Annotated in this window: 19 protein-coding genes and 1 pseudogene; 7 read left to right on the top strand and 13 right to left on the bottom strand. The window is 73.0% G+C overall.

All coding sequences use genetic code 11. The features are described 5' to 3' along the window. Window positions 1-3: 3 nt before the first annotated feature. The 6 genes from IH25_RS0122545 to IH25_RS0122520 all read right to left on the bottom strand — a co-directional run bounded on the left by IH25_RS0122545 (window position 4) and on the right by IH25_RS0122520 (window position 6794). Window positions 4-1530, bottom strand: coding sequence for a class I adenylate-forming enzyme family protein (locus tag IH25_RS0122545; RefSeq protein ID WP_030613411.1), 1527 nt, complete (start codon window positions 1528-1530; stop codon window positions 4-6). Beyond that, complete coding sequence (locus IH25_RS0122540) at window positions 1527-3095, bottom strand: AMP-binding protein (RefSeq protein WP_037655412.1); 1569 nt, start codon at window positions 3093-3095, stop codon at window positions 1527-1529. Before IH25_RS0122540 ends, IH25_RS0122545 begins: the two co-directional genes overlap by 4 nt. Before the next feature lie 13 nt (window positions 3096-3108). After that, on the bottom strand, window positions 3109-3360 hold the full coding sequence (locus IH25_RS0122535; RefSeq protein ID WP_030613407.1) for a phosphopantetheine-binding protein: 252 nt from the start codon (window positions 3358-3360) through the stop codon (window positions 3109-3111). A 28-nt stretch (window positions 3361-3388) separates the two neighbouring features. After that, complete coding sequence (locus tag IH25_RS0122530) at window positions 3389-4324, bottom strand: ACP S-malonyltransferase (protein ID WP_030613405.1); 936 nt, start codon at window positions 4322-4324, stop codon at window positions 3389-3391. Window positions 4325-4353: 29 nt separating this feature from the next. Next, the gene (locus tag IH25_RS0122525) at window positions 4354-5250 is read right to left on the bottom strand and encodes a proline iminopeptidase-family hydrolase (protein WP_030613403.1); all 897 of its coding nucleotides are present in this window, start codon (window positions 5248-5250) and stop codon (window positions 4354-4356) included. Between the two features lie 707 nt (window positions 5251-5957). Next, on the bottom strand, window positions 5958-6794 hold the full coding sequence (locus IH25_RS0122520; protein ID WP_030613401.1) for a class I SAM-dependent methyltransferase: 837 nt from the start codon (window positions 6792-6794) through the stop codon (window positions 5958-5960). A 72-nt stretch (window positions 6795-6866) separates the two neighbouring features. Between IH25_RS0122520 and IH25_RS0122515 the strand changes: the two genes are divergently transcribed. Continuing rightward, window positions 6867-7496: a TetR/AcrR family transcriptional regulator gene (locus IH25_RS0122515; protein ID WP_030613399.1), complete on the top strand. Its 630-nt coding sequence runs from the start codon at window positions 6867-6869 to the stop codon at window positions 7494-7496. Here the strand turns inward: IH25_RS0122515 and IH25_RS0122510 are convergent. Next, window positions 7483-8331, bottom strand: coding sequence for a helix-turn-helix transcriptional regulator (locus IH25_RS0122510; RefSeq protein ID WP_030613397.1), 849 nt, complete (start codon window positions 8329-8331; stop codon window positions 7483-7485). The genes IH25_RS0122515 and IH25_RS0122510 overlap by 14 nt on opposite strands. Before the next feature lie 151 nt (window positions 8332-8482). Between IH25_RS0122510 and IH25_RS37690 the strand changes: the two are divergent. From IH25_RS37690 to IH25_RS0122485, 5 genes and pseudogenes are all read left to right on the top strand, one after another. After that, window positions 8483-9033: pseudogene (locus tag IH25_RS37690) on the top strand (SDR family oxidoreductase); the annotation flags it as partial. Window positions 9034-9083: 50 nt separating this feature from the next. After that, window positions 9084-9290 carry a tautomerase family protein gene (locus tag IH25_RS0122500; RefSeq protein WP_030613393.1) on the top strand — a complete coding sequence of 69 codons (207 nt, stop codon included), beginning with the start codon at window positions 9084-9086 and terminating at the stop codon, window positions 9288-9290. Window positions 9291-9593: 303 nt separating this feature from the next. Next, on the top strand, window positions 9594-10826 hold the full coding sequence (locus IH25_RS0122495; protein ID WP_030613390.1) for a cytochrome P450: 1233 nt from the start codon (window positions 9594-9596) through the stop codon (window positions 10824-10826). A 50-nt stretch (window positions 10827-10876) separates the two neighbouring features. Further along, window positions 10877-12112, top strand: coding sequence for a cytochrome P450 (locus IH25_RS0122490; protein ID WP_030613387.1), 1236 nt, complete (start codon window positions 10877-10879; stop codon window positions 12110-12112). Continuing rightward, window positions 12109-12330, top strand: a complete 222-nt coding sequence (locus tag IH25_RS0122485) for a ferredoxin (protein ID WP_387511755.1) — start codon at window positions 12109-12111, stop codon at window positions 12328-12330. Before IH25_RS0122490 ends, IH25_RS0122485 begins: the two co-directional genes overlap by 4 nt. A gap of 57 nt (window positions 12331-12387) precedes the next feature. On the opposite strand, the gene IH25_RS0122480 is transcribed toward IH25_RS0122485, so the two are convergent. The 6 genes from IH25_RS0122480 to IH25_RS0122455 all read right to left on the bottom strand — a co-directional run bounded on the left by IH25_RS0122480 (window position 12388) and on the right by IH25_RS0122455 (window position 19439). After that, on the bottom strand, window positions 12388-13257 hold the full coding sequence (locus IH25_RS0122480; protein WP_030613377.1) for an SDR family oxidoreductase: 870 nt from the start codon (window positions 13255-13257) through the stop codon (window positions 12388-12390). Next, window positions 13254-14009: a thioesterase II family protein gene (locus IH25_RS0122475; RefSeq protein ID WP_030613374.1), complete on the bottom strand. Its 756-nt coding sequence runs from the start codon at window positions 14007-14009 to the stop codon at window positions 13254-13256. Before IH25_RS0122475 ends, IH25_RS0122480 begins: the two co-directional genes overlap by 4 nt. 120 nt (window positions 14010-14129) lie before the next feature. Continuing rightward, entirely contained in the window at window positions 14130-14774 is a 645-nt protein-coding gene (locus tag IH25_RS0122470; RefSeq protein WP_030613371.1) for a response regulator, read from the bottom strand. Next, window positions 14738-16036, bottom strand: a complete 1299-nt coding sequence (locus tag IH25_RS0122465) for a sensor histidine kinase (RefSeq protein WP_030613368.1) — start codon at window positions 16034-16036, stop codon at window positions 14738-14740. Before IH25_RS0122465 ends, IH25_RS0122470 begins: the two co-directional genes overlap by 37 nt. Window positions 16037-16125: 89 nt before the next feature. Beyond that, window positions 16126-18636, bottom strand: coding sequence for an FtsX-like permease family protein (locus tag IH25_RS0122460; protein ID WP_030613366.1), 2511 nt, complete (start codon window positions 18634-18636; stop codon window positions 16126-16128). Continuing rightward, a complete protein-coding gene (locus IH25_RS0122455) occupies window positions 18636-19439 on the bottom strand; it encodes an ABC transporter ATP-binding protein (protein WP_030613364.1) in 804 nt (267 codons plus the stop codon). The genes IH25_RS0122460 and IH25_RS0122455 overlap by 1 nt, the downstream gene beginning before the upstream one ends. A 331-nt stretch (window positions 19440-19770) precedes the next feature. Here IH25_RS0122455 and IH25_RS0122450 point away from each other — a divergent pair, with 331 nt between their 5' ends. Then, on the top strand, window positions 19771-20025 hold the full coding sequence (locus IH25_RS0122450) for a hypothetical protein (protein ID WP_037655411.1): 255 nt from the start codon (window positions 19771-19773) through the stop codon (window positions 20023-20025). The last annotated feature ends 64 nt before the right edge of the window (window positions 20026-20089 follow it).

Below are 20089 nucleotides of genomic sequence, written 5' to 3'. Positions count from 1 at the left end.
CGGTCACGCGGTGGCTCCTTCCAGGAGGCGGGCGAGTGCCTTGCGGTCGTGCTTGCCGTGCGGGGTGAGCGGCAGTTCGTCCACGACCCGGCTCACGGCGGGCACCTTGGCGGGTTCCAGCCGCAGCGACAGTTCCTTGAGCAGGGTGTGCGGGTCGATGTCGCCCTCGGCGAACACCGCGAGGGGGCGGTCCTCGGCGGGCGGCAGGACGGCGGCGGCGCGGACACCGGGGACGTCGGTGGCGGCGGCCTCGATCTCGGTGGTGCTCATGCGGACGCCCTTGTGTTTGAACATGTCGTCGCGGCGGCCCTCGTAGTACAGGAAGCCGTCCTCGTCCACATGGCCGAAGTCACCGGTGTGCAGCCGCAGTCCGCCGCCGGGGGCGGGCCGGAAGGCGCGGGCGGTCTGCTCGGGGGCCCGCCAGTAGCCGGGCATGACGTGCGGTCCCTCGACCACGATCTCGCCGGTCTGCCAGGGCGGCAGCGGCCGGCCCTCGTCGTCCACGGCGAAGGCGCGGGTGCCGGGCAGCGGACGGCCGACCGAATGGGGCTTGGCGTCCTGGAAGGCGGGCGGCAGCACGGAGACGCGTTTGCACTCGGTCTGCCCGAACTGGACGACCACCTCGGCGCCGGGGAACGCCGCGCGCAGCGCGTCGGCGGTGGACTTCGGCAGCGCGGCACCGGTGTTGGTGAACAGCCGCACCCGGGACTCGCGGGCCGGTTCGCGGGCGGCGAGGGCGCAGATCATGGTGGCCAGGGACGGCACGATCGGGACGATGGTGGCGCCGGTCTCCCGGATGCGGCGCAGCAGCACCAGGTCGGACTCGCCGTCGGCGAGGACGAGTTCGCTGCGGCCGGCGGCGGTGAGCAGCACCTTGTACAGGCCGTAGTCCCAGGAGATCGGGAAGCGGCAGAACACCACGTCGTCGGGGCGGTAGCCGAGTTCCAGGCCGATGGCCTCGGTGGCGAAGACCATCCGGCCGTGCGGGCAGATGACCGCCTTGGGCGCGGCGGTGGAGCCGGAGGTGTAGACGAGGACGGCGATGTCGTCGGCGTCGACCTGGGCCTCGGGCGGGCGGACCTCGCGCCCGCCCAGTGCGGTGATCTCCTCCCAGGCCGGGCCGAGTCCGCGGACCGGCACCTCGCCGGCCAGGGCGCCGATCCGCTCCACGGCCGGATCGGTGACGACGATCAGCGCGGGCTCGGCGTTCTCCACGACCGCCCGCAGGTGGTAGTCCTTCATGCCGGTGTTGACGGGGACGAGGACCGCGCCCCGGCGCGCGGTGCCGTACAGCAGCGCCACCAGTTCCCGGGTGCTGGGCAGCTGGACCAGGACCCGGTCGCCGTGGCCGACGCCGGCGGCCCGCAGCCAGGCGTCGACGGCGTGGCTGTGGGCGGCCAGTTCCCGGTACGTCCAGCGGCCCGTGCCGTCGCTCACCGCCCAGGCGTCGGGACGCTCGGCGGTGGCCTCGTCGAGCAGGTCGTGCACCCGGGCGTCGGTGCGGGCCGGCACTGTCGGTTGACCGTTCACTGCGACTCCTGCCGCCTTTCGTGTGTGCCTCCGGCCGGCTGCCGCATGGCCGCGGCCCGGGAGGCGAGCTTCCTGCGGTCGGTCTTGCGGTTGGCGTTGAGCGGGAGGGTGTCCAGGTGGTGGTAGGCGCGCGGGACGACGGCGGCCGGCAGCAGCGCACGCAGATGGCGGGCGAACCGGGCGGGCGGCACGGGCGCGCCGGTGTGGAAGACGGCGAGTTCCACGGTGCCGTCCACGGGCACGGCCACGGTCACGGCGTCCTCGACGCCGGGGCAGGTGCGGGCGGCGGCGTCCACCTCGGCCAGTTCCACCCGGATGCCGTGCACCTGGACCTGTGCGTCCTTGCGGCCCAGGTAGTGCCAGCCGCCGTCGGCGGCGCGCCGGACCCGGTCGCCGGTGCGGTAGTAGCGCCGGCCGTCGTGTTCCAGGAACCGTCCGGCGTCGTCGGCCGGGTCGAGATAGCCGGGCGTCAACTGGGGCCCGGCGACGCACAGTTCACCCTCGTCGCCGGTGCTGGGCGCGCCGGAGGGGTCGAGCAGCAGGGTGTCGTGGCCGGGGTGGACGGCGCCGATGGGCACCATGTCGTTCGGGTGGCGTCCCGGCGTCCAGCGGTGCGCGGTGATGGTGATGGTCAGCTCGGTGGGGCCGTAGAGGTTCTCCAGCGCGGCGCCCGGCGCGGCGGCGGCCCAGTCCTCGGCGTCCTTGCAGCCGAGCGCCTCCCCCGCGAAGAAGCTCCAGCGCAGCGGGCCCAGGGCGCCCGGGGCGAGCCCGCCGGTGCGGCGCACCAGGCTGATCGCGCTGGGCGTGGAGAACCACACGGTCATGCCCCGTTCGGCCACGAACTCCGGCAGGCGCGCGTACGCCCGGGCGGGGACGGGGACGACGGCGGCCCCGGCGCCCCAGGCGCAGAACAGGTCGAACATCGCGCAGTCGAAGTTGAGGTCGAAGGTCTGCGAGAAGACGTCGTGCGGCCCGAAGTCGTAGCGCTCGTCCAGCAGTCGGAAGTAGTGGGCGGTATTGGCGTGGGTGACCGGCACGCCCTTGGGCCGGCCGGTGGAGCCGGAGGTGAACAGCACATAGGCGATGTCACCGGGCCGGGTGGGCTGGGGTGCCTTCAGGGCGCTGTCCGGGTCGAGGGCGAGCGCCGGCAGGGGCTGACCGCCGGGCGCGAACAGCGTGGGCAGCCGTACCCCGTCCTCGTGCAGGGCGGTCAGGGCGGGCAGGGCGTCGTCGTCGGCGAGCAGCGCGCCGACCCCGGCGGCCTCGATCATGCGCCGGGTGCGGGCGGCGGGGAAGGCGGGCTGGAGGGGGACGACGGTGACGCCGCTGTACAGGCCGGCCAGCAGGGTGGCGTACGCCGTGGGTCCCTTGCCGGCCAGCACCCCCACGGCGGGCGGGCGGCCGGGGAGCCCGGCGAGCAGTGAGCCGGCCCGGACGAGGGCGAGTTCGTGCAGTTCGCGGTAGGTGAGGTCGACGCCGTCGGCGTGCAGCGCGGGCCGGTCGGGGGCGAGGGCCAGGCCGCGCGCGAACCGGCCGGACAGCGTGCCGTCCACGGTGGGGTCCACGGTGACCGCCCCGTCAGCCCGCGGTGCTCTGCAGCATGCCCCGCAGCGTGTCCCACAGCACGCCCGCGGTGCGGAAGGTGTCCATGGTGAGCGCGCTGTCGCGGAAGCGGACCTGGTAGTCCTCCTCCAGGGTGCCGAGGAGCTGGACGGTGCCGAGCGAGTCCAGGCCGAGGTCCTTCAGGTCGGACTCCGGCGTCAGCTCCTCCTGCGGCGGCAGGAACGGCAGGAAGGGGCGGAGTATCTGTTCGAACCGGTCGTCCCACATGGGGGCCTCCAACGAGTCGGGCGGGGGTTCAGGCGGCGCGGGTACGGCGCCGGGGGGTCATCGCCAGCCGTGGCTGGGCCGCGACGACGTCGAACTGGCGGACGGTACGGGGCACCCGGCCGAACAGGCTGTCGGGTCCGGCGACGCACAGCCGGCGGACGCCGGCGTCCTTCAGGGCCGTGGTGACGCTCGGCCAGTCCATCGGGTGGTCGAAGCCGTCGAGGAGCATGGTGCGCAGTTCCTCGCCGGTGCGCAGCAGCCGGCCGTCCTGGTCGGCGACGACGGGGAGTGAGGGGTCGGCGAAGGTGTAGCGGGACACCACCTCGCGGGCGGCCTTGTCGCGCAGCGGCCGGAACGCCGAGGCGTGCATGGGGGGCCGCATGGTGTACAGCGGGAGGCTGCCGATGGCGCGCAGCCGCTCCTCCATCCAGCCCACCCGGTGTTCGGAGAGGGACAGCATGAAGAAGCCGTCGTCGATGCGGCAGGAGATCTCGTGCCACTCCCCCGCCTCGTCCAGTTCGGCGAGGATCGCGTCGAGGCCGTCGCGCGGGGCGCGGACGAAGGACAGGGTGACGATGTCCCGGTGCTCGGTGGCGAAGTACTCCTCCAGGCAGCGGGCGATCTCGGCGGTGAGGCGGACGGCGTCGGGCAGTTCCAGCGCGCCGGTGTAGGCGAGGGCCGCCTTCTCGCCGAAGCTGGGCCCGGCGACGATGCCGGGCTCTACCCCGAGGTGTTCCTCGGCCCAGTAGGCGCAGGCCAGGCAGTTGACGAAGAACGCGACCTGGGCGGCCTCGGAGTAGTCGCCCGGGGAGGTGCGGAAGGCGTCCACGAGGGAGTAGCCGAGGGCGTCGTCGGCCACGGCGACCAGGTCCCGGGCGATGGGGTTGGCCACCATGAACCTGCCCACCTCGGCGAACGGTACGGGTCCCATGCCGGGGAAGACGAGGGCGGTGTCGTGTGCCACGGCCGGGTTCCCTTTCACGGATTCTCGGTTCACAGGCTCTTGAGGAAGTCGGTCAGCACCGCGCGGAACCGCTCGGGCTCCTCCAGGTGCGGAAGGTGGCTGGACTCCTCGAAGATCTCCCAGCGGGCTCCGGGGATCTCGTCGTGGTACGGCTGGACGACGGCCGGTGTGGCCTCGTCGTGGCGTCCGCTGATCAGCAGGGTCGGGGTGCGGATGCGGTGCAGGTCGCCGACGATCGACCAGTCCTTCAGGGAGCCGATGACATGGAACTCGTTGGGGCCGTTCATCGCGTAGTAGACCGTGGGGTCGTTGTAGATCTCCATGAAGGAGGACAGGAAGTCCCGGGGCCAGGGCGTCACCCGGCACACATGGCGGTCGTAGAAGACCCGCATCGCGGCGAGGTACTCCTCGCTGTCGTAGGTGCCGGCCGCCTCGTGCCGCCGCAGGGTGGCCTCCACCTCCGGCGGGAGCGCGGCGCGCAGCCGGGCCATCTCCTCCAGCCACAGCGGGTACGAGGCGGGCGCGTTGGCGACGACCAGTCCGCGCAGGCCGGGCGGGGCGGTCATGGCGTGCCGGGCACACAGCGGACCGCCCCAGCTCTGGCCGAACAGCACGTAGTCGTCGGCGATGCCCAACCGCTCGATCAGGTTGGCCAGTTCGGCCTCGAACAGCTCGACGGTCCAGAACTCCGGTCCCTTGTCCGGGAGATGGGTCGAGCCGCCGTTGCCGAGCTGGTCGTAGTGGACGACGGGCCAGCCGTCCTCGGCGAGCCGGGCGAGCGGCAGCAGGTAGTCGTGGGTGCTGCCGGGCCCGCCGTGCACGGCGACGACCGCCGGCCGACCCGCGCCGAGCTCACCGGTCACCCGGTACCAGGTGCGGTACTCCCCGAAGGGGACGGTGCCCTTCGCGCTGGCTTCCGGGGACACACTGATCACCTCTGCTCGCTGCGGGACGGGACGGCGGCCGGGCGCGGACACCGACCGGGACCGGGAGAGCCGGGGCGCGGTGCCTTCACCGTCTCCACCGTGTTCCGCAGCCGACGCTAACGGCCCCCGCCCCGCCACCAGACCCCTAACCGCCCCTAGGCGGTGTGCGGGGGGGGGTGGGGGTGTACGGGGGTGGGGGCCGGTTACCTGGGGGGCGGGTTATGCGGGGGGTGGGTTATGTGGGGCCGGCGGGCGGGGTGTCGTGGCCGAGCGGGGGTGGGGCTCGCGGCGGTCGCGTTCGGCACGTCGGTGGGGCGACGTGGGTGAGCGTGGGGTGGGGCCTTTGGGCAGGGGTGTCCGGCGCGGCGACGAGATGACGGAACGAGCGGGGACGGACCCTTCCGGCAACCACGTCCAAGCCGAACGGAGCCTCTCAGGCGCCCCGTTCGACACGGCAGTGGGATGACGTGCGCGGGCGGAGAGCGAACCTTTCCGGCAGCCGTGTTCGATGTGGCGGCTGCATGCCATGCCGGGCGGTGGGTGCCGCTGCCCGGGGTGACGACGTCGGCCCGGCCGGCGGTCACGCTGCCGGCCGGGCCTGCCGGGCGGTGGCCGGGCTTCTCCCGCCGCCGAAGACGTCCCGTGGCCCGCGCCCGCTGTGCCGACCGGGCCTGCGCCTGCCCGCGTATCGCGCGGCAGGCGGCGGATCAAGGTGTGCCGGTGCGGACGGCGCTGGTCGCCAGGGTGGTGTAGTGCATGGTGAAGCGGCCGCCCAGGGCGTCGATGGCGTCCCCGACCGCGCCCAGTATCCCGGCCAGCTGGTCGGAGTGGAGGCGGGTGAGTCCGCCGGTGGTGGGCAGCAGGTTCAGCCATTGGTCGCGGGTGTAGGACCGTTCCCAGTCGAATCGCCACTGTTCCGGTTCGCCGAACCGCCCGGTCGCGCGGATCGTGTCGGCGATCTTCGCGTACCCCGCTCGGTACGTCTCCAGTGGGCGTCGCGCCGGCTGGCCGGCGAACGGCGAGTCGGGCGCCATCCGGCGGTAGGCGGCCGCGAACGGCTCGGCCACCTCGGCGGGCGGCTCGAAGACGTGCCCGAAGATCGCCAGGCGCCCGTGCGGACGCAGCACCTCGGCTGCCTTCGCGGCCCCGGCGACCGGATCCACCCAGTGCCACGACTGGGCGGCGATCACCGCGTCGAACGTCCGGCCGACCGGTTCCCACGCTTCGAAGGTCGCCACCTCGACCTCCAGGCCACCCGCCCGCGCGAATCCGGCCATCCGCGCGTCCGGCTCGACGCCGAGCACGGCGCACCCCGCGGCCCGGAACTGACGGGCCGCGATACCGGTGCCGCAGCCGACGTCGAGCACGTCGGGCCCCGGGCTGCCGGCGACGATCCGTGTCACCAGGTCATCGGGGTAGCCGGGGCGGGCCTGGTCGTAGCGTTGCGCGTCGGCCCCGAACGACTCGGCCACCTGCCGTACTTGGTGCGGCCGCACCGGCTCCGGTCGCTCTCCTTCTGATCGCTCTCGCGGTAAAGTGGGCATGCGTTCACTTTAGTGGGCAAGCGCCCACCCAGCAATGGACGCCCAGGACCGGGCCGACGAGAGGATGGGCGAGTGCCGACCGGAGTCCACCTTCGCGACGCGCGCCGGCAGCTGTTCGACGCCGCCGAACGCGTGCTGCTGCGCACCGGCCCGAACGGGCTGACCAGCCGGGCCGTCACCGACGAGGCGGGCTGTGCCAAAGGTGTCCTGCACCGGCACTTCACCGACTTCGACGACTTCATGGCCGAGCTGGTGCTCGACCGGGCCGCACAGCTCGAACGGCAGGCCGCCGCCCTGCGCGCGGCAGCCGGCACCGGCACGGTGGCCGGCAACCTCACCGACGCGCTGACCACCTTGTTCGGACCGGTTCCGGTGGCGATCATCCCGCTCGTCACCTTCCGGGACGAGCTGCGCGCCCGGCTGCGGCGGGCCAGGCCCGGAGGCGGCCTGGCGATCCTCACCGAGGTCACGGCCGCGGTCTGCGCCTACCTGGCCGACGAGCGCGACAGGGGCCGTATCGCGGCCGGCGCGGACATCGACTCGCTCACCCTCTCCCTGGTCGGAGGCGGGCACCTGCTGTTCGCGGACCGCGACCCGGGACCGCCGACGACGGCCACCGTCCACAAGCTCGTGACCACGGTGCTCGCCGGCGCCTTGCCGCACCGGCCCGACGCGCACGGACACGACGTCAGCGTGGGGTGACCGTGAGCTGGGTCCCCACGACAGCGAGCAGGTCCAGTTTGCCGGCGCTGTCCGTGCCCAGCGCCGGAGTCAGCCACAGCAGCCGCTGCCGGCCGTCCTCGCTGAACAGGCTGAGGCAGTTGACCTCCACCGTGCCGAGGGCCGGGTGGTTGATGCGCTTGCGGTCGTCCCGGCGGACCCTGACCTCGTGCCGGGCCCACAGGGCGACGAATTCGGGTGAGGCTGCTTTCAGGTCGGCGATCAGGGTGCGGGCCTCGGGATCCTTCGCGTCCCGGCGTGCCGCGGCGGCCCGCAGATCGGCGACGAACGCGCGGGACTGGGCGTCGTGATCGGCTTCGGGATACAGGCGCCGGGCGCCGGCGTCCGTGAACCAGCGGTGGATGAAGCTCTTCTCCTTGCCGCGGAACCCCGAGTGGTCACCGAGCAGGGCGAGGGCGAGGGGGTTCTGCACGAGCGTGACGTGCAGATCGGTGATCACCTGCGCCGGGGTCGAGGTGAGCCGGGTGAGCAGGTCCATCATCCCGGGGTGCACATGCGGCAGGGGTCCGCCCGGCTCGGGCAGGGGGCGGCCGGCCAGGCGGTAGAGGTAGTCGCGCTCGTCCGACGTCAGCCGCAGCGCGCGTGCCAGGGCGGCGAGCATCTGCTCCGAGGGCTGTGATCCCGCGCCTCGCTCGATCTCGTTGTAGTAGTCGACCGAGGCACCCGCGAGCTGCGCCACCTCGTCGCGGCGCAGCCCCGGCACCCGGCGGCGCGGGCCCGCGACGAGGCCGACGTCCTCGGGGCGGATGCGCTCACGGCGCGAGCGCAGGAAAGCGCCGAGCTCGGTGTATCTCAGGGAAGCCACACACCCAGTGTGCCGCGACGGCGGCGGCCGGCGTGCCGCTGACACTGGTGATGACATCCCCTGGTACGCCCGCCGCGAGCGCCGCATCGTGGGACACATGAACCGCACCGACATCGCCGCCGAAGCGGCCCCGGGCGAAGGCGGAGTCGCTCGCGTAGTTCACGTGCCACGAGACACGGTGGAGGCGGTCACCGCGGCCGGCGGCCGGGCGGTCGCGCTCCGGGCCGACGTCACCGACGAACACGCCGTCACCGCCGCGTTCGACCGGGTACGGGACGAGTTCGGCGGTGTGGACGTCGGGGTGCACTGCGCCGGACGGCTGGCGCCGTCCCCGATCGCCGACCTCGATCCGGACGTGCTCGACGCCGTGCCGCCCACCAACCTCCGCGTCACCTTCGTCGTCGCGCGGCAGGCCGCCCGCCGGCTGCGCGCGGGCGGCTCCTTCGTCGCCTTCTCGACCTCCGTGGTGGCCACTCGCTTCCCCGCCTACGGTGCCTACGCCGCGAGCAGGGGGGAGTCGAGGCGATCACCCTGATCCTCGCGCGTGAGCTGCGGGGCCGGGACATCACCGTCGACACCGTCGCTCCCGGGCCCACGGCGACCGACCCGTTCCTGGACGGCAAGACGGAGGAGCAGATCGAGGCGCCGGCGAAGGCCCCGCCGCTGGAGCGCCCGGGCACGCCGGACGCCGTTCGCCCGCCCCACCCTCCTACCACCCCTTCACCATCGGAAAGGACCACCTCATGCCCTACGCCCACCTCAAGGTTCCCGCCGGCACGCTCACGGACGCGTCCAAGAAGAAGCTCCAGGACGCGGTCACCGACGCGTTCGCCGAGGTCTACGGAGAACGGGCCCGCCCGAACACACTCGTCATCCTCGAAGAAGTCGCCGACGGCGGCTGGAGTTTCGGCGGAACCATCCTCACCGCCGAGATTCTCGGCCGCAGTTGAGCCGGCCGGGAGCTCGACCGGGCCACTCCACAGATCGACGCACAGCCGGATGCCCCGACCGGGAGCCGGCCACCAGCAGCCGGATACGGCGGCGACCGCCACGGCAGAGGCCGCGCTCGGCAAGCGCCGCCAAGGACACCGGCGGCACCGGGGACGGGCCCGCCTCCTAGGGGCCCCTAGGGGTTGGGCCCCGCCCCGGTGGCTGCCTAGCGTGCGGAGGGACGGCCGACAGCGCCGCACGGCGCCGAGCCCGGAGCATCCGTCGCCGGCGCGTCCCGCTCCCTCCCGTGCGAAGAGGACCTGATGACTGCACCTGCCGAACCGGCCGACCAGGCCGCGCCGCCGGACTTCCCGATGCGGCGGGCGTGTCCCTTCAGCCCGCCGGCCGCCTACGCCGAGCTGCGCGAGACCGCTCCCGTCTCCCGGGCCCGGCTAAAGGTCAACGGCAAGCCCGCCTGGCTGGTCACCCGGCACGACCTGTACAAGAAGCTGCTGGGCGACGACCGGGTCACCGCGAACCTGAAGCTGCCCGGTTACCCCCTCCAGGTGCCGGTGCCGGACGAGATCCTCCAGTCCGTGCCGCTGACCTTCCTGTCCATGGACCCGCCGGACCACACCGTCCAACGGCGCATGCTGGCGCCGGAGTTCAGTGTGCGGCGGATGCGCGAGCTGCGCGGCCGGGTGCAGCAGATCGTGGACGAGCAGATCGACCGGATGCTGGAGAAGGGCGCGGGCGGTCCGGTCGACCTGGTCACCGCCCTCGCCCTGCCGGTGCCCTCGCTGGTGATCTGCGAACTGCTCGGTGTGCCCTACGAGGACCACGGCCGGTTCGAGGAGTGGGCGTGGGCCATCATGAACCACGACATCAGCGAGGAGGACCGCGGCCGCGCCCACTACGAGCTGGACCGGTACGTGGACGGGCTGGTCACCGCCAAGGAGAGCGAGCCGGGTGACGACATGATCAGCCGGCTGATCGAGTTCAACCGGCAGACGCCCGCCGTGGAACACTCCGACATCGTCAGCATGTCCAAGCTGATGCTGGTCACCGGGCACGAGACGACCGCCAACATGATCGCGCTCGGTGTACTGGCCCTGCTGGAGCACCCGGACCAGCTGGCCGCCGTCCGCGCGGAGCCGGAGCTGATGCCCCGCGCGGTGGAGGAACTGCTGCGCTTCTTCTCCATCTCCGACGCCGGCACCGCGCGGGTTGCCCGGGAGGACATCGAGCTGGGCGACGTCACCATCCGGGCCGGCGAGGGCATCCTGCCGCTGAACAACGCGGCCAACCACGACCCCCGCGTCTTCCCCGACCCCGACCGCCTCGACGTGCGCCGCGAGGCCCGCAGCCAGCTGGCGTTCGGCTACGGCGTCCACCAGTGCATCGGCCAGAACCTGGCCCGCATGGAGCTGGACGTCGTCTACTCGACGCTGTTCGACCGGATCCCGACGCTGCGCCTGGCCACCCCGGTGGAGGAACTGCGGTTCAAGGACGACGCGATCGTCTACGGCCTGTACGAGCTGCCCGTCACCTGGTGACGCTCCACCACCCCGCCCCCTCCCCCGTCGCCGACGTCCGAAAGGCAGCCATGACCCAGTCCGCCGACGCCGTACCCGAGGCGGAAGCACCGCCGGTGCAGTTCCCCCTGCGGCGCACCTGTCCGTTCGCCGAGCCGCCCGAGTACGCCGGGCTGCGCGCCGACACACCCGTCGCCCGCGCCGCCCTGAAAGTGAACGGCAAGCCGGCCTGGCTGGTCACCCGGCACGAGCACGTCCGGCAGGTGCTGGGCGACAGCCGGGTCAGCTCCAACCTCAAACTGCCGGGCTATCCCCACCAGTTCCACATCCCCGAGGAACTGCTGGCGCAGGTCCGGCTGATGATGCTGAACATGGACCCGCCGGAACACACCGCCCACCGGCGCATGCTGATACCGGAGTTCACGGCCCGCCGGGTGCGGGAGTTGCGCCCGCGGATCCAGCAGATCGTGGACGAGCACGTGGACGCGATGCTGGCCGCGGGCGGCCCGGTGGACCTGGTCACCGCCCTCGCGCTGCCGGTGCCCTCGCTGGTGATCTGCGAACTGCTCGGCGTGCCCTACGAGGACCACGCGCGGTTCGAGGAGTGGTCGGCGGCGCTGATGAACCACGATCTGAGCCCGCAGGAGTACGGGGCGGCCGTGCAGGCCCTGGACACGTACCTCGACCAGCTCGTCACCCTGAAGGAGAACGAGCCGGGCGACGACCTCATCAGCCGCTTCCTGGAGAAGAACCGCACCGAGCGGGTCGCCGACCACACCGATGTGGTGACGATGGCCCGGCTGATGCTGGTCGGCGGCCACGAGACCACCGCCAACATGATCGCCCTCGGGGTGCTGGCCCTGCTGCGGCACCCGGAGCAGATGGCCGAGTTGCGGGCCGATCCGGCCCTGCTGCCGAACGCCGTGGAGGAGTTGCTGCGCGTCTTCTCCATCTCCGACTCCGGCACCGCCCGGGTCGCGGTGGCGGACATCGAGGTCGGTGACGTCACCATCCGCGCGGGTGAGGGCATCCTCGCCCTGAACAACGCGGCCGACCACGACGAGTCGGTCTTCCCGGACCCGGACACCCTCGACATCCACCGCAAGGAGGCCCGCTCCCACCTGGCCTTCGGCTACGGCGTCCACCAGTGCATCGGCGCCAACCTCGCCCGGGCGGAGCTGGAGGCGGTCTACGGCACGCTGCTGCGCCGCGTCCCCGGCCTGCGGCTGGCCGCCGAGCCGGAGGACCTGCGGTTCAAGGACGACGCCATGGTCTACGGCGTCTACGAACTCCCCGTCACCTGGTGACGGCCGACGCGAACGGACTGCCCCTGATGCGTGTCTCCGCCGAACGCGACCGGTGCGTGGGCTCCGGCCAGTGCGCGCTGCTGAGCCCCGAGGTGTTCGACCAGGACGCCGACGGCCTGGTCACCCTGCTGAGCGAGGAGCCGGCCGAGGAGCTGCGCGAGCAGGTCGCTCAGGCCGCGGACCTGTGCCCGTCCCGCTCGATCCGCGTGCACGACTGAAACCCGCGCGGCGGCGGCGGGACCGGGTGCCCCGGTCCCGCCGCCGCCGTCGTCGTTCTAGCGGGGAACGGCGGGGCGGGGGCCCGCCAGGGACTGGGCCTGTTCCAGGAAGCGGGGCAGCCACTGCTCGTAGGGGATACCGTCGAGGAACTCCAGTGCCGCCCGCGCGTCGTCGCCGACCACGGTGTGCAGGGGGGTCGTGGGCTCGTCGGCGGCGGCGAGCACCGCACGGGCCGCCTCGGCGGCGTCGGCGGCGCCCTCCGCGACCCGGGCGAGGAACCGGTCCAGCCAGGCGTGGTCCGCCGCGTACGGGCCGGTCCCGGGCGGCTGCCCGTCGGCCGCGCCGGCCCGGGAGGCGCGCTGGATGGCGGTGGCGAAGCTGCCCGGCTCCAGGCACACCACACGGATGCCGAACGGCTGGACCTCCGCGTACAGGGCCTCGCTGAGCGCGCCCAGGGCGGCCTTGCTCGCGGCGTAGAACCCGCCGTGCGGCACGGCGAAGGTGCGGGCGGCGAGCGAGGAGACGTTGACGATGACGCCGGAGCCCCGGGCGCGCATTCCCGGCAGCACGGCGCGGGCCAGCCGCAGCGGCCCCCAGAAGTTGGTCTCCAGCACGGTGCGCGCCTGTTCCAGGGGCATGGTCTCGGCCGGCCCGGTGCGGTCGGCACCGGCGTTGTTCACCAGCACGTCCACGGGTCCGTGCCGGTCCCGCACCGCGGTGACGGCGGCGGTGACGGAGGCGTCGTCGGTGACGTCCAGCTCGGGTACGTCCAGGGTGAGGTGCTCCGCGCGGGCACGCCGCAGCAGTTCCCCGGCGGTGGCGGGGTCGCGCACGCAGGCGTGGACCCGGTCGCCGCGCCGGGCGAACGCCAGGGCCGTCTCCAGCCCTATGCCGCTGCCGCATCCGGTGACGAGGACCGACCTCATGCTCCCGCCGCCTGCTCCGCCAGCAGACCGAGCACCTGCTTCTGATGGGCCGTCAGGTAGAAGTGGCCGCCGGAAAACACCCGGCACTCGAAGGGCGCGTCGGTGTGCCGGGACCAGGCGCGCGCCTCCTCCACGGTGACCTTGGGGTCGTCGTCACCGACCAGGGCGACGACGGGGCAGCGCAGGTTCGGTCCGGGCTCGTAGACATAGGTCTCGGCGGCCCGGTAGTCGGCGCGGATGGCGGGCAGGGCCATGCGGATCAGTTCGATGTCGTCCAGGATGGCCGAGTCCGTGCCGCTGAGCAGCCGCATCTCCTCGATGAGCCCGTCGTCGTCGCGCAGGTGGACGGACTCGTCGCGCGGGCAGGAGGGGGCGCGGCGGGCGGAGACGACCAGCGCCCGCGCCACCACGCCGTGGTCGCGTTCCAGCCGGCGGGCCACCTCGAAGCCGAGGGTGGCGCCCATGCTGTGGCCGAACAGGACCAGGGGGCGGTCGGTCCACGGCAGCAGCACGGGGGTGAGGCGGTCGGCCAGTTCCTGGATGGTCTCGGCACAGGGCTCCTGGCGGCGGTCCTGGCGGCCGGGGTACTGCACGGCCAGCACGTCCACGGATTCCGGCATGTTCGCCGAAACGGGGTGGTAGAAGGTCGCCGAGCCGCCCGCGTGCGGCAGGCACACCAGCCGGGCCGCCGCGTCCGGGCGGGGATGGTAGCGGCGTATCCAGAGACGGTCGTGCTCGGCGAGCGTGGTCATGGGGCGGGCGTTCCCTTCCTCGGGGCGGCTGCGCCGCGCGGGGGCGCGGACGGGCCCCAGCAGTCTCACGCGCGCGCGGGCTTCCGGCCACCCCTACCCGCCCCACCTCCCGGATCCCGCTCAGGCGTTGAGGTAGGCGAGGACCGCGAGGACCCGGCGGTTGCTGTCGCTGGACGGCGGGAGCATCAGCTTGGTGAAGATGTTGGAGATGTGTTTCGCCGCCGCGCCCTCGGTGATGGTCAGCCGCTGGGCGATCGCGGTGTTGGAGCAGCCCTCGGCCATGAGTTCCAGCACCTCGCGTTCGCGGGCGGTGAGGGCGGCCAGCGGTTCGTCCCGGGAGTGGCTGGTCATCAACTGGGCGACGACGGCCGGGTCCATGGCCGTGCCGCCGGCCGCGACCCGGCGGACGGCGTCGATGAACTGCTCGTCGTCCAGGACGCTGTCCTTGAGCAGATAGCCGATGCCGCCGGTGCCGTCGGCCAGCAGTTCGCGGGCGTACATCTGCTCCACGTGCTGGGACAGCACGAGGATCGGCAGGCCGGGGCGTTCGCGCCGGGCCCGCAGGGCGGCCTGGAGGCCCTCGGTGGTGAAGGTGGGCGGCAGCCGTACGTCCACGATGGCCACGTCGGGCCGGTGGTCGGCGATCGCGGCGGCGAGGTCCGTGCCGTTGTCGACGGCGGCGGCGACCTCGAAGCCGTACGCCTCCAGTAATTGGATGATTCCCTGCCTCAGGAGGAAGAGGTCTTCGGCGAGGACAACGCGCACGGCAGCTCCAGCTTGATCACGGTCGGTCCGCCCGGAGGGCTGTTGATCTCCAGGACGCCGTCAAAGGATGCCAGCCGTCTGCGGATGCCCTCCAGACCGCTCCCGGCCGAGGCGTCGGCGCCGCCCCGGCCGTCGTCGGTGACCCGGGCGTGCAGGGTGTCGTCCGCGCGCCAGGCGACGACCTCCACCCGCTGGGCGTCGGCGTGTTTGAGGGCGTTGGTGAGCAGTTCGGACACGGCGAAGTAGACGGCGGACTCGACCGGGTCGGGCAGCCGGCCGGGCAGGTCCGCCACCACGGTGACCTCCAGCGGGCTGGCCAGGCCGAGGGCGCGCAGGGCGTCGGCCAGGCCGCGTTCGGCGAGGACCGGCGGGTGGATGCCGTGGACGAGGTCGCGCAGTTCGCGCAGGGCCTGCACGGAGGAGCTGCGGGCCTGCCGCAGCAGCCGGCGGGCCTCCTCCGGGTCCTGGCCCAGTTTCCGGTCGACGGCGCCGAGTTGGAGGCCGAGGCTGACGAGCCGGGCCTGGGCGCCGTCGTGCAGGTCGCGTTCGATACGGCGCAGTTCGGCGGCCTGGATGTCCAGCGCGCCGGACCGGGTCTCGGACAAGTGCTGGACACGCGAGGCGAGTTGGGAGCCGCGGGTCGGGCCGAGCAGGTAGCGGACGAAGTAGGCGTACCCCTTGAGCACCCACGGGGACAGCAGCAGCCAGCCGGTGAGCACGACGAGCGCGAGCAGGCCGGCGGCGAACGCGGCCGGCCAGCTGCCGACGGTGACGAAGGCGTACCAGCGGCCCGCTCCCCCGTCCGCGACCGGCCGCCACAGCCCGCAGGCGAGGAACAGCCCCTCGCCCGCGTAGTAGAGCAGGGCGGCCGGGACGAACCCGACGAGTCCGACGACGGTGTTGAGCAGCAGCCACAGCAGGTCCCGCCAGGTCGCGGGGTCGGCGAGGATCCACTTGCAGCGGCGCGTCCAGCCGACGATGTCCCGCTCGATCTCCTGCGGTTCGGGCCGGTAGGGCCGCTCCACCGGGACGCCGGAGCGGGCGGCGGCGCGCCGGTTGAGGTCGCACAGCCACCGCACGGCCCGGGTGAGGTAGGGCAGGGCGAGGAAGCCGATGCCGATCAGGCACAGGACGACGAAGTAGGTGGTGGTGACGAAGAGGACGACCGACAGCAGGGCTCCGGTGGCGGTGGCCGCGCCGACCAGGGTGTCCAGGGCGGCGCGCCGGAGTCGGCCGCGCCACGCGACCGGCACAGTCTTCATGCGTTCATGTTCCCATCCGCCGCCGCGGGTTGTGCCGGGGCCGCCCCCGCCCGGGGGGAGCGGGGACGGCCCGGCGGGGGCGACGCGGCTCACGCGGCCTTCACCGTCTCCACGGCGGGGCTGCGCATACCGCGCCAGGAGGGCAGCAGCGTGGCGCCGAACACCAGCAGCAGGGACCCGCCGACGATGGCGAGGTAGATGCCGAGGGATCCGGAGGGCAGGTACGAGCCGCTCTTGACGAGGCTGTAGGGGACGATGGTCGTCGCGGAGGCGAGGGTGCCGAGGACGGTGGCGACGACGCCGATCAGGACGCCCTCCACGGTCAGCATGCCGATCACCTGGGCGCGGGTGGCGCCGGTGAGCCGCTGGAGGCCGAACTCCGCGCGCCGTTTGCGGGTGACGGACACCAGGGTGTTGACGACGGTGATGGCCGCGTAGCCGACGATCATGGCGACGATGGTGTAGTTGGCGGACACCAGGATCTGCTGGATCTGGTTGTTCCGGCCGGCCAGGGAGGAGCTGTCGTCCAGTTCGGTGCCGGGCACCCGGGCGGCCAGGGCGGCCAGCCGGTCGTGGACCTCGGTGCCGGTGCCGGGCGCGGTACGGACCAGGATCTGGTGCGGCAGCCCGTCGCCGGTGTGCGGGGCGAGGGTGGCCGCGGGCAGTGTCAGGTACTGCTGCTTGGGGTTGTCGGTGTAGAGGGCCACGACGGTGGGCCGTAGCGCGGTGCCGTCGCCGAGGTGCAGCGGCAGCCGGTCGCCGACCCGCACCCCGTACTCCCGGGCCTTCTTGTCGGACAGGGCCACGGTGTCGCCGCGCAGGTCCTCCAGGGAGCCGGCGACCACGGGCAGGTCGAGGCTCTGGCGCACCCCTTCCGCGGAGACTCCGCGCAGATCGGCGTCGGCGGGGCCGCCCGGGCGGTCCACGAAGCCGCGGCTGGTGACGAACTCGGAGGCCGCGGCCACCCCGGGCGTGGCCCGTACGGTGGCGACGACGCCGGGCGCGAAGCCGCCCGTGGTGGAGTCGAGGACGTAGTCGGCGAGGATGTTCTCGTCGTAGGAGGTCCGCGAGACGTGGTCCTCGGTGGACTGCATGTACAGGGTGCCCGTGGCGATGCCGATGAGCAGGACGATCGGTGCGACGGCGCCCGCCATGCGGACGTGGGCGGTGGCCGCGTTGCGCAGCGCCAGCTGTCCGGAGAGCCCGGACAGGGCCCGTACGGGCGGTCGCAGCAGCGCCACGAGGGCCTTGGTGAGGCCGGGTGCGAGCAGGGCGAGGCCGACACCGAACAGTACGGAGGCGGGTCCGGCGGTGCTGGCGAGGGTGGGGCCGTCCTCCATCACGGTGGCCGTGGCGATGGCCAGGCCGATGCCGTTGGCGAGGAAGAACAGCGCGAGCAGCAGCCGGGGCAGGCTGAACCAGCGGGTGCCGGCGGTGGATTCGGCCAGGGCGGCGACCGGTTCGGTGCGCGCGGCGCGCCGTCCGGCGAACCGGGTGGCGCCGGCCGCGGCGAGCACGGTGACGGCGGCGCCGACGGCCATCGGCAGCGGTCCGGCGTGGTAGACGATGGCGGGTGCCACCACGCCGCTGGAGGTCAGCACCTTGAACAGCAGCCGTCCGATGGCGTATCCGGGCGCCAGGGCGAGCAGCACGGAGGCCACCGACAGCACGGCCGTCTCGGTGAGGATCATGCGGCGCAGTTGCTTCGGGGTGGAGCCGACGGCGCGCAGCAGGGCCATCTCGCGGGCGCGCTGCTGGAGGGACAGGCCGAGGGTGGAGGCGACGCCGAACATGACGATCAGGACGACCGAGGAGCCGAAGACCGCCGCGAGGATGACGACAGTGCGCCGGCTGGAGAGGGTGCCGGGCAGCTCGGCCAGTCCGCGGCGCTCGCCGGTGAGCACCTCGGCGCGGTCGCCGACCTCGGCGCGCACCGCGTCCGCGACGGCGGCGGCGCTCGTGCCGGGCGCGGGCAGCACGGCGACGGAGTCGATCCGGCCGCCCGCGAGCTCGCGGGCCCGGTCGTCGCTGAGGAACACGGCCGCGTCGGGGTTGTGGTCGCCGCGCTGTTCGGCGATGCCGCTGACCCGGAACCGGTGGACGGTGCCCTGGACGACGATGTCGACCGAGGAGCCGGGGCGGGCACCGGCCCGCCGGGCCAGGCCGGCGTCGAGCACGGCCTCGCCGCCGGTGACGGGGGTTTTCCCGGCGGCGAGGGTATAGGGGGTGAGGCGGGCGCTCGCCCAGCCGTGGCCGTACGACGCGGACTTCTCCGTCAGCGGCTTGCCGTCCTTGAGGACGGTGGCCGGGAACGACACGTCGGGTACGGCCGCGCGCACGCCGTGGACCCGGGCGACCTCGCCGGCCAGGCGGGCGTCGATGCGGTGCCGTTCGGTCAGCGCGCTGGAGTCGTAGGTCTGTTCACCGGTGACGACGACCGGGGCCTCGCGCAGGCGCTGGGGCGCGGCGGCCATGCGGACTCCGGTCTCCATCAGGCCGCCGCAGCCGATGACGATGGCGGCGCCGAGGAACATGGCGAGGAAGGTCGCGACGAAGCTCGTCCGGCGGAACTTCAGGGTGCGCAGTGCCAGGCGCCACATCAGTACCGGCCCCCCGAGTGCTGCGGGGCGCTCTGCCGGTGGGCTTCGTCCTCCCAGGCGCCGAGCCTGGTCATCCGGGCGGCGACCGCGTCGGCCGTGGGCCGGTGCAGTTCGCCGGCGAAGGCGCCGTCGGCGAGGAAGACCACGCGGTCGGCGTAGGAGGCGGCGACCGGGTCGTGGGTGACCATGACCAGGGTCTGGCGGGCGGTGTCGACGGATTCGCGCAGCAGGCCGAGCACGGCGGCGGCGGTGCGGGTGTCCAGGGCCCCGGTGGGCTCGTCGGCGAAGACGACGGCGGGGCGGGTCACCAGGGCGCGGGCGATGGCGACGCGCTGCTGCTGGCCGCCGGACAGCTGGGCGGGCAGGTGGCCGAGCCGCTCGGCGAGGCCGACGCGCTGGACGACGGTGCGGATCAGGGCCTTGTCGGGCCGCTGCCCGGCCAGTTGCAGCGGCAGCGTGATGTTCTGCATCACGGTCAGCGCGGGCAGCAGGTTGAAGGACTGGAAGATGAAGCCGATCCGGTCGCGGCGCAGCTTGGTCAGGTGGGTGTCGTCGAGTCCGGCGAGGTCGGTGCCGCCGACGGTGACCGTGCCGGAGCTGGGCTGGACCAGTCCCGCGGCGCAGTGCAGGAAGGTGGACTTGCCGGATCCGGAGGGGCCCATCACGGCGGTGAAGGTGCCGTCGGCGAAGCTCATGGTGAGCTCGCGCAACGCGGCCACCTCGCCGTCTCCCCGGCCGTAGATCTTCGACACGGCGTCCAGCCGTACCGCCTCCGTCCGGCGGAGGTCGTGTGAAGTGTGCACTGGGGCTCCCTCGGGGATGACGCGTCTCTCACGCGATGTCTGGGGATCAGATTAGGAACGGCGCGCTCGCGGCACATTGGCATTGTCCGCCCGGTTCGAGGTAGAGGTTTCTCTACCTTCCCGGTGCAGGTTTCGGCAGATTCCGTCGACATGTGTACGACGATGTCTCCATCTTTGTGCAGGGGTGACGCCATTTTTGTGCAGAGGTGTCACCACCGTGACCGCATATCTGGGTGTAGCGGGAAAGGGCCGATTGCCACCCGTGTTCCGGGGCGTCACTGCGGGTACGGTCGGAACCGACCGGATAAATCCACGATAGATGGGACGTCCCATGGCCAGGAGGCCTGATCACGAGCTGACCGCGAGCGTCCGGCCCGATGGTTATCTGGAGCTGTTCTCCCGGCGCACCGGGAAGCGCCACCGGTGCGGTCCGCGCGGCACGACGATGTGGCTGGCGCTCCAGCGCAGCGACTGGCAGCCGGAATCGGCGGCGGAGGAAATCGCCGCGAGATTAGGAGTCGACCCGGACAGTATCCGATGTGATATCGATGCGTGGGTGTCGCATTTCCGCGAGACCGCCGAATAAGGGAGATATGCGGGCGCGGGCGGCCTTTCGGCCGCCCGCGCGGGACCATGTCCGCTGTCCACCG

The organism is Streptomyces achromogenes subsp. achromogenes (genome assembly GCF_000720835.1).
Taxonomy (GTDB): domain Bacteria; phylum Actinomycetota; class Actinomycetes; order Streptomycetales; family Streptomycetaceae; genus Streptomyces; species Streptomyces achromogenes.
The sequence above is the reverse complement of the archived record's forward strand: the minus strand, read 5'-3'. Positions and strand labels throughout refer to the sequence as shown.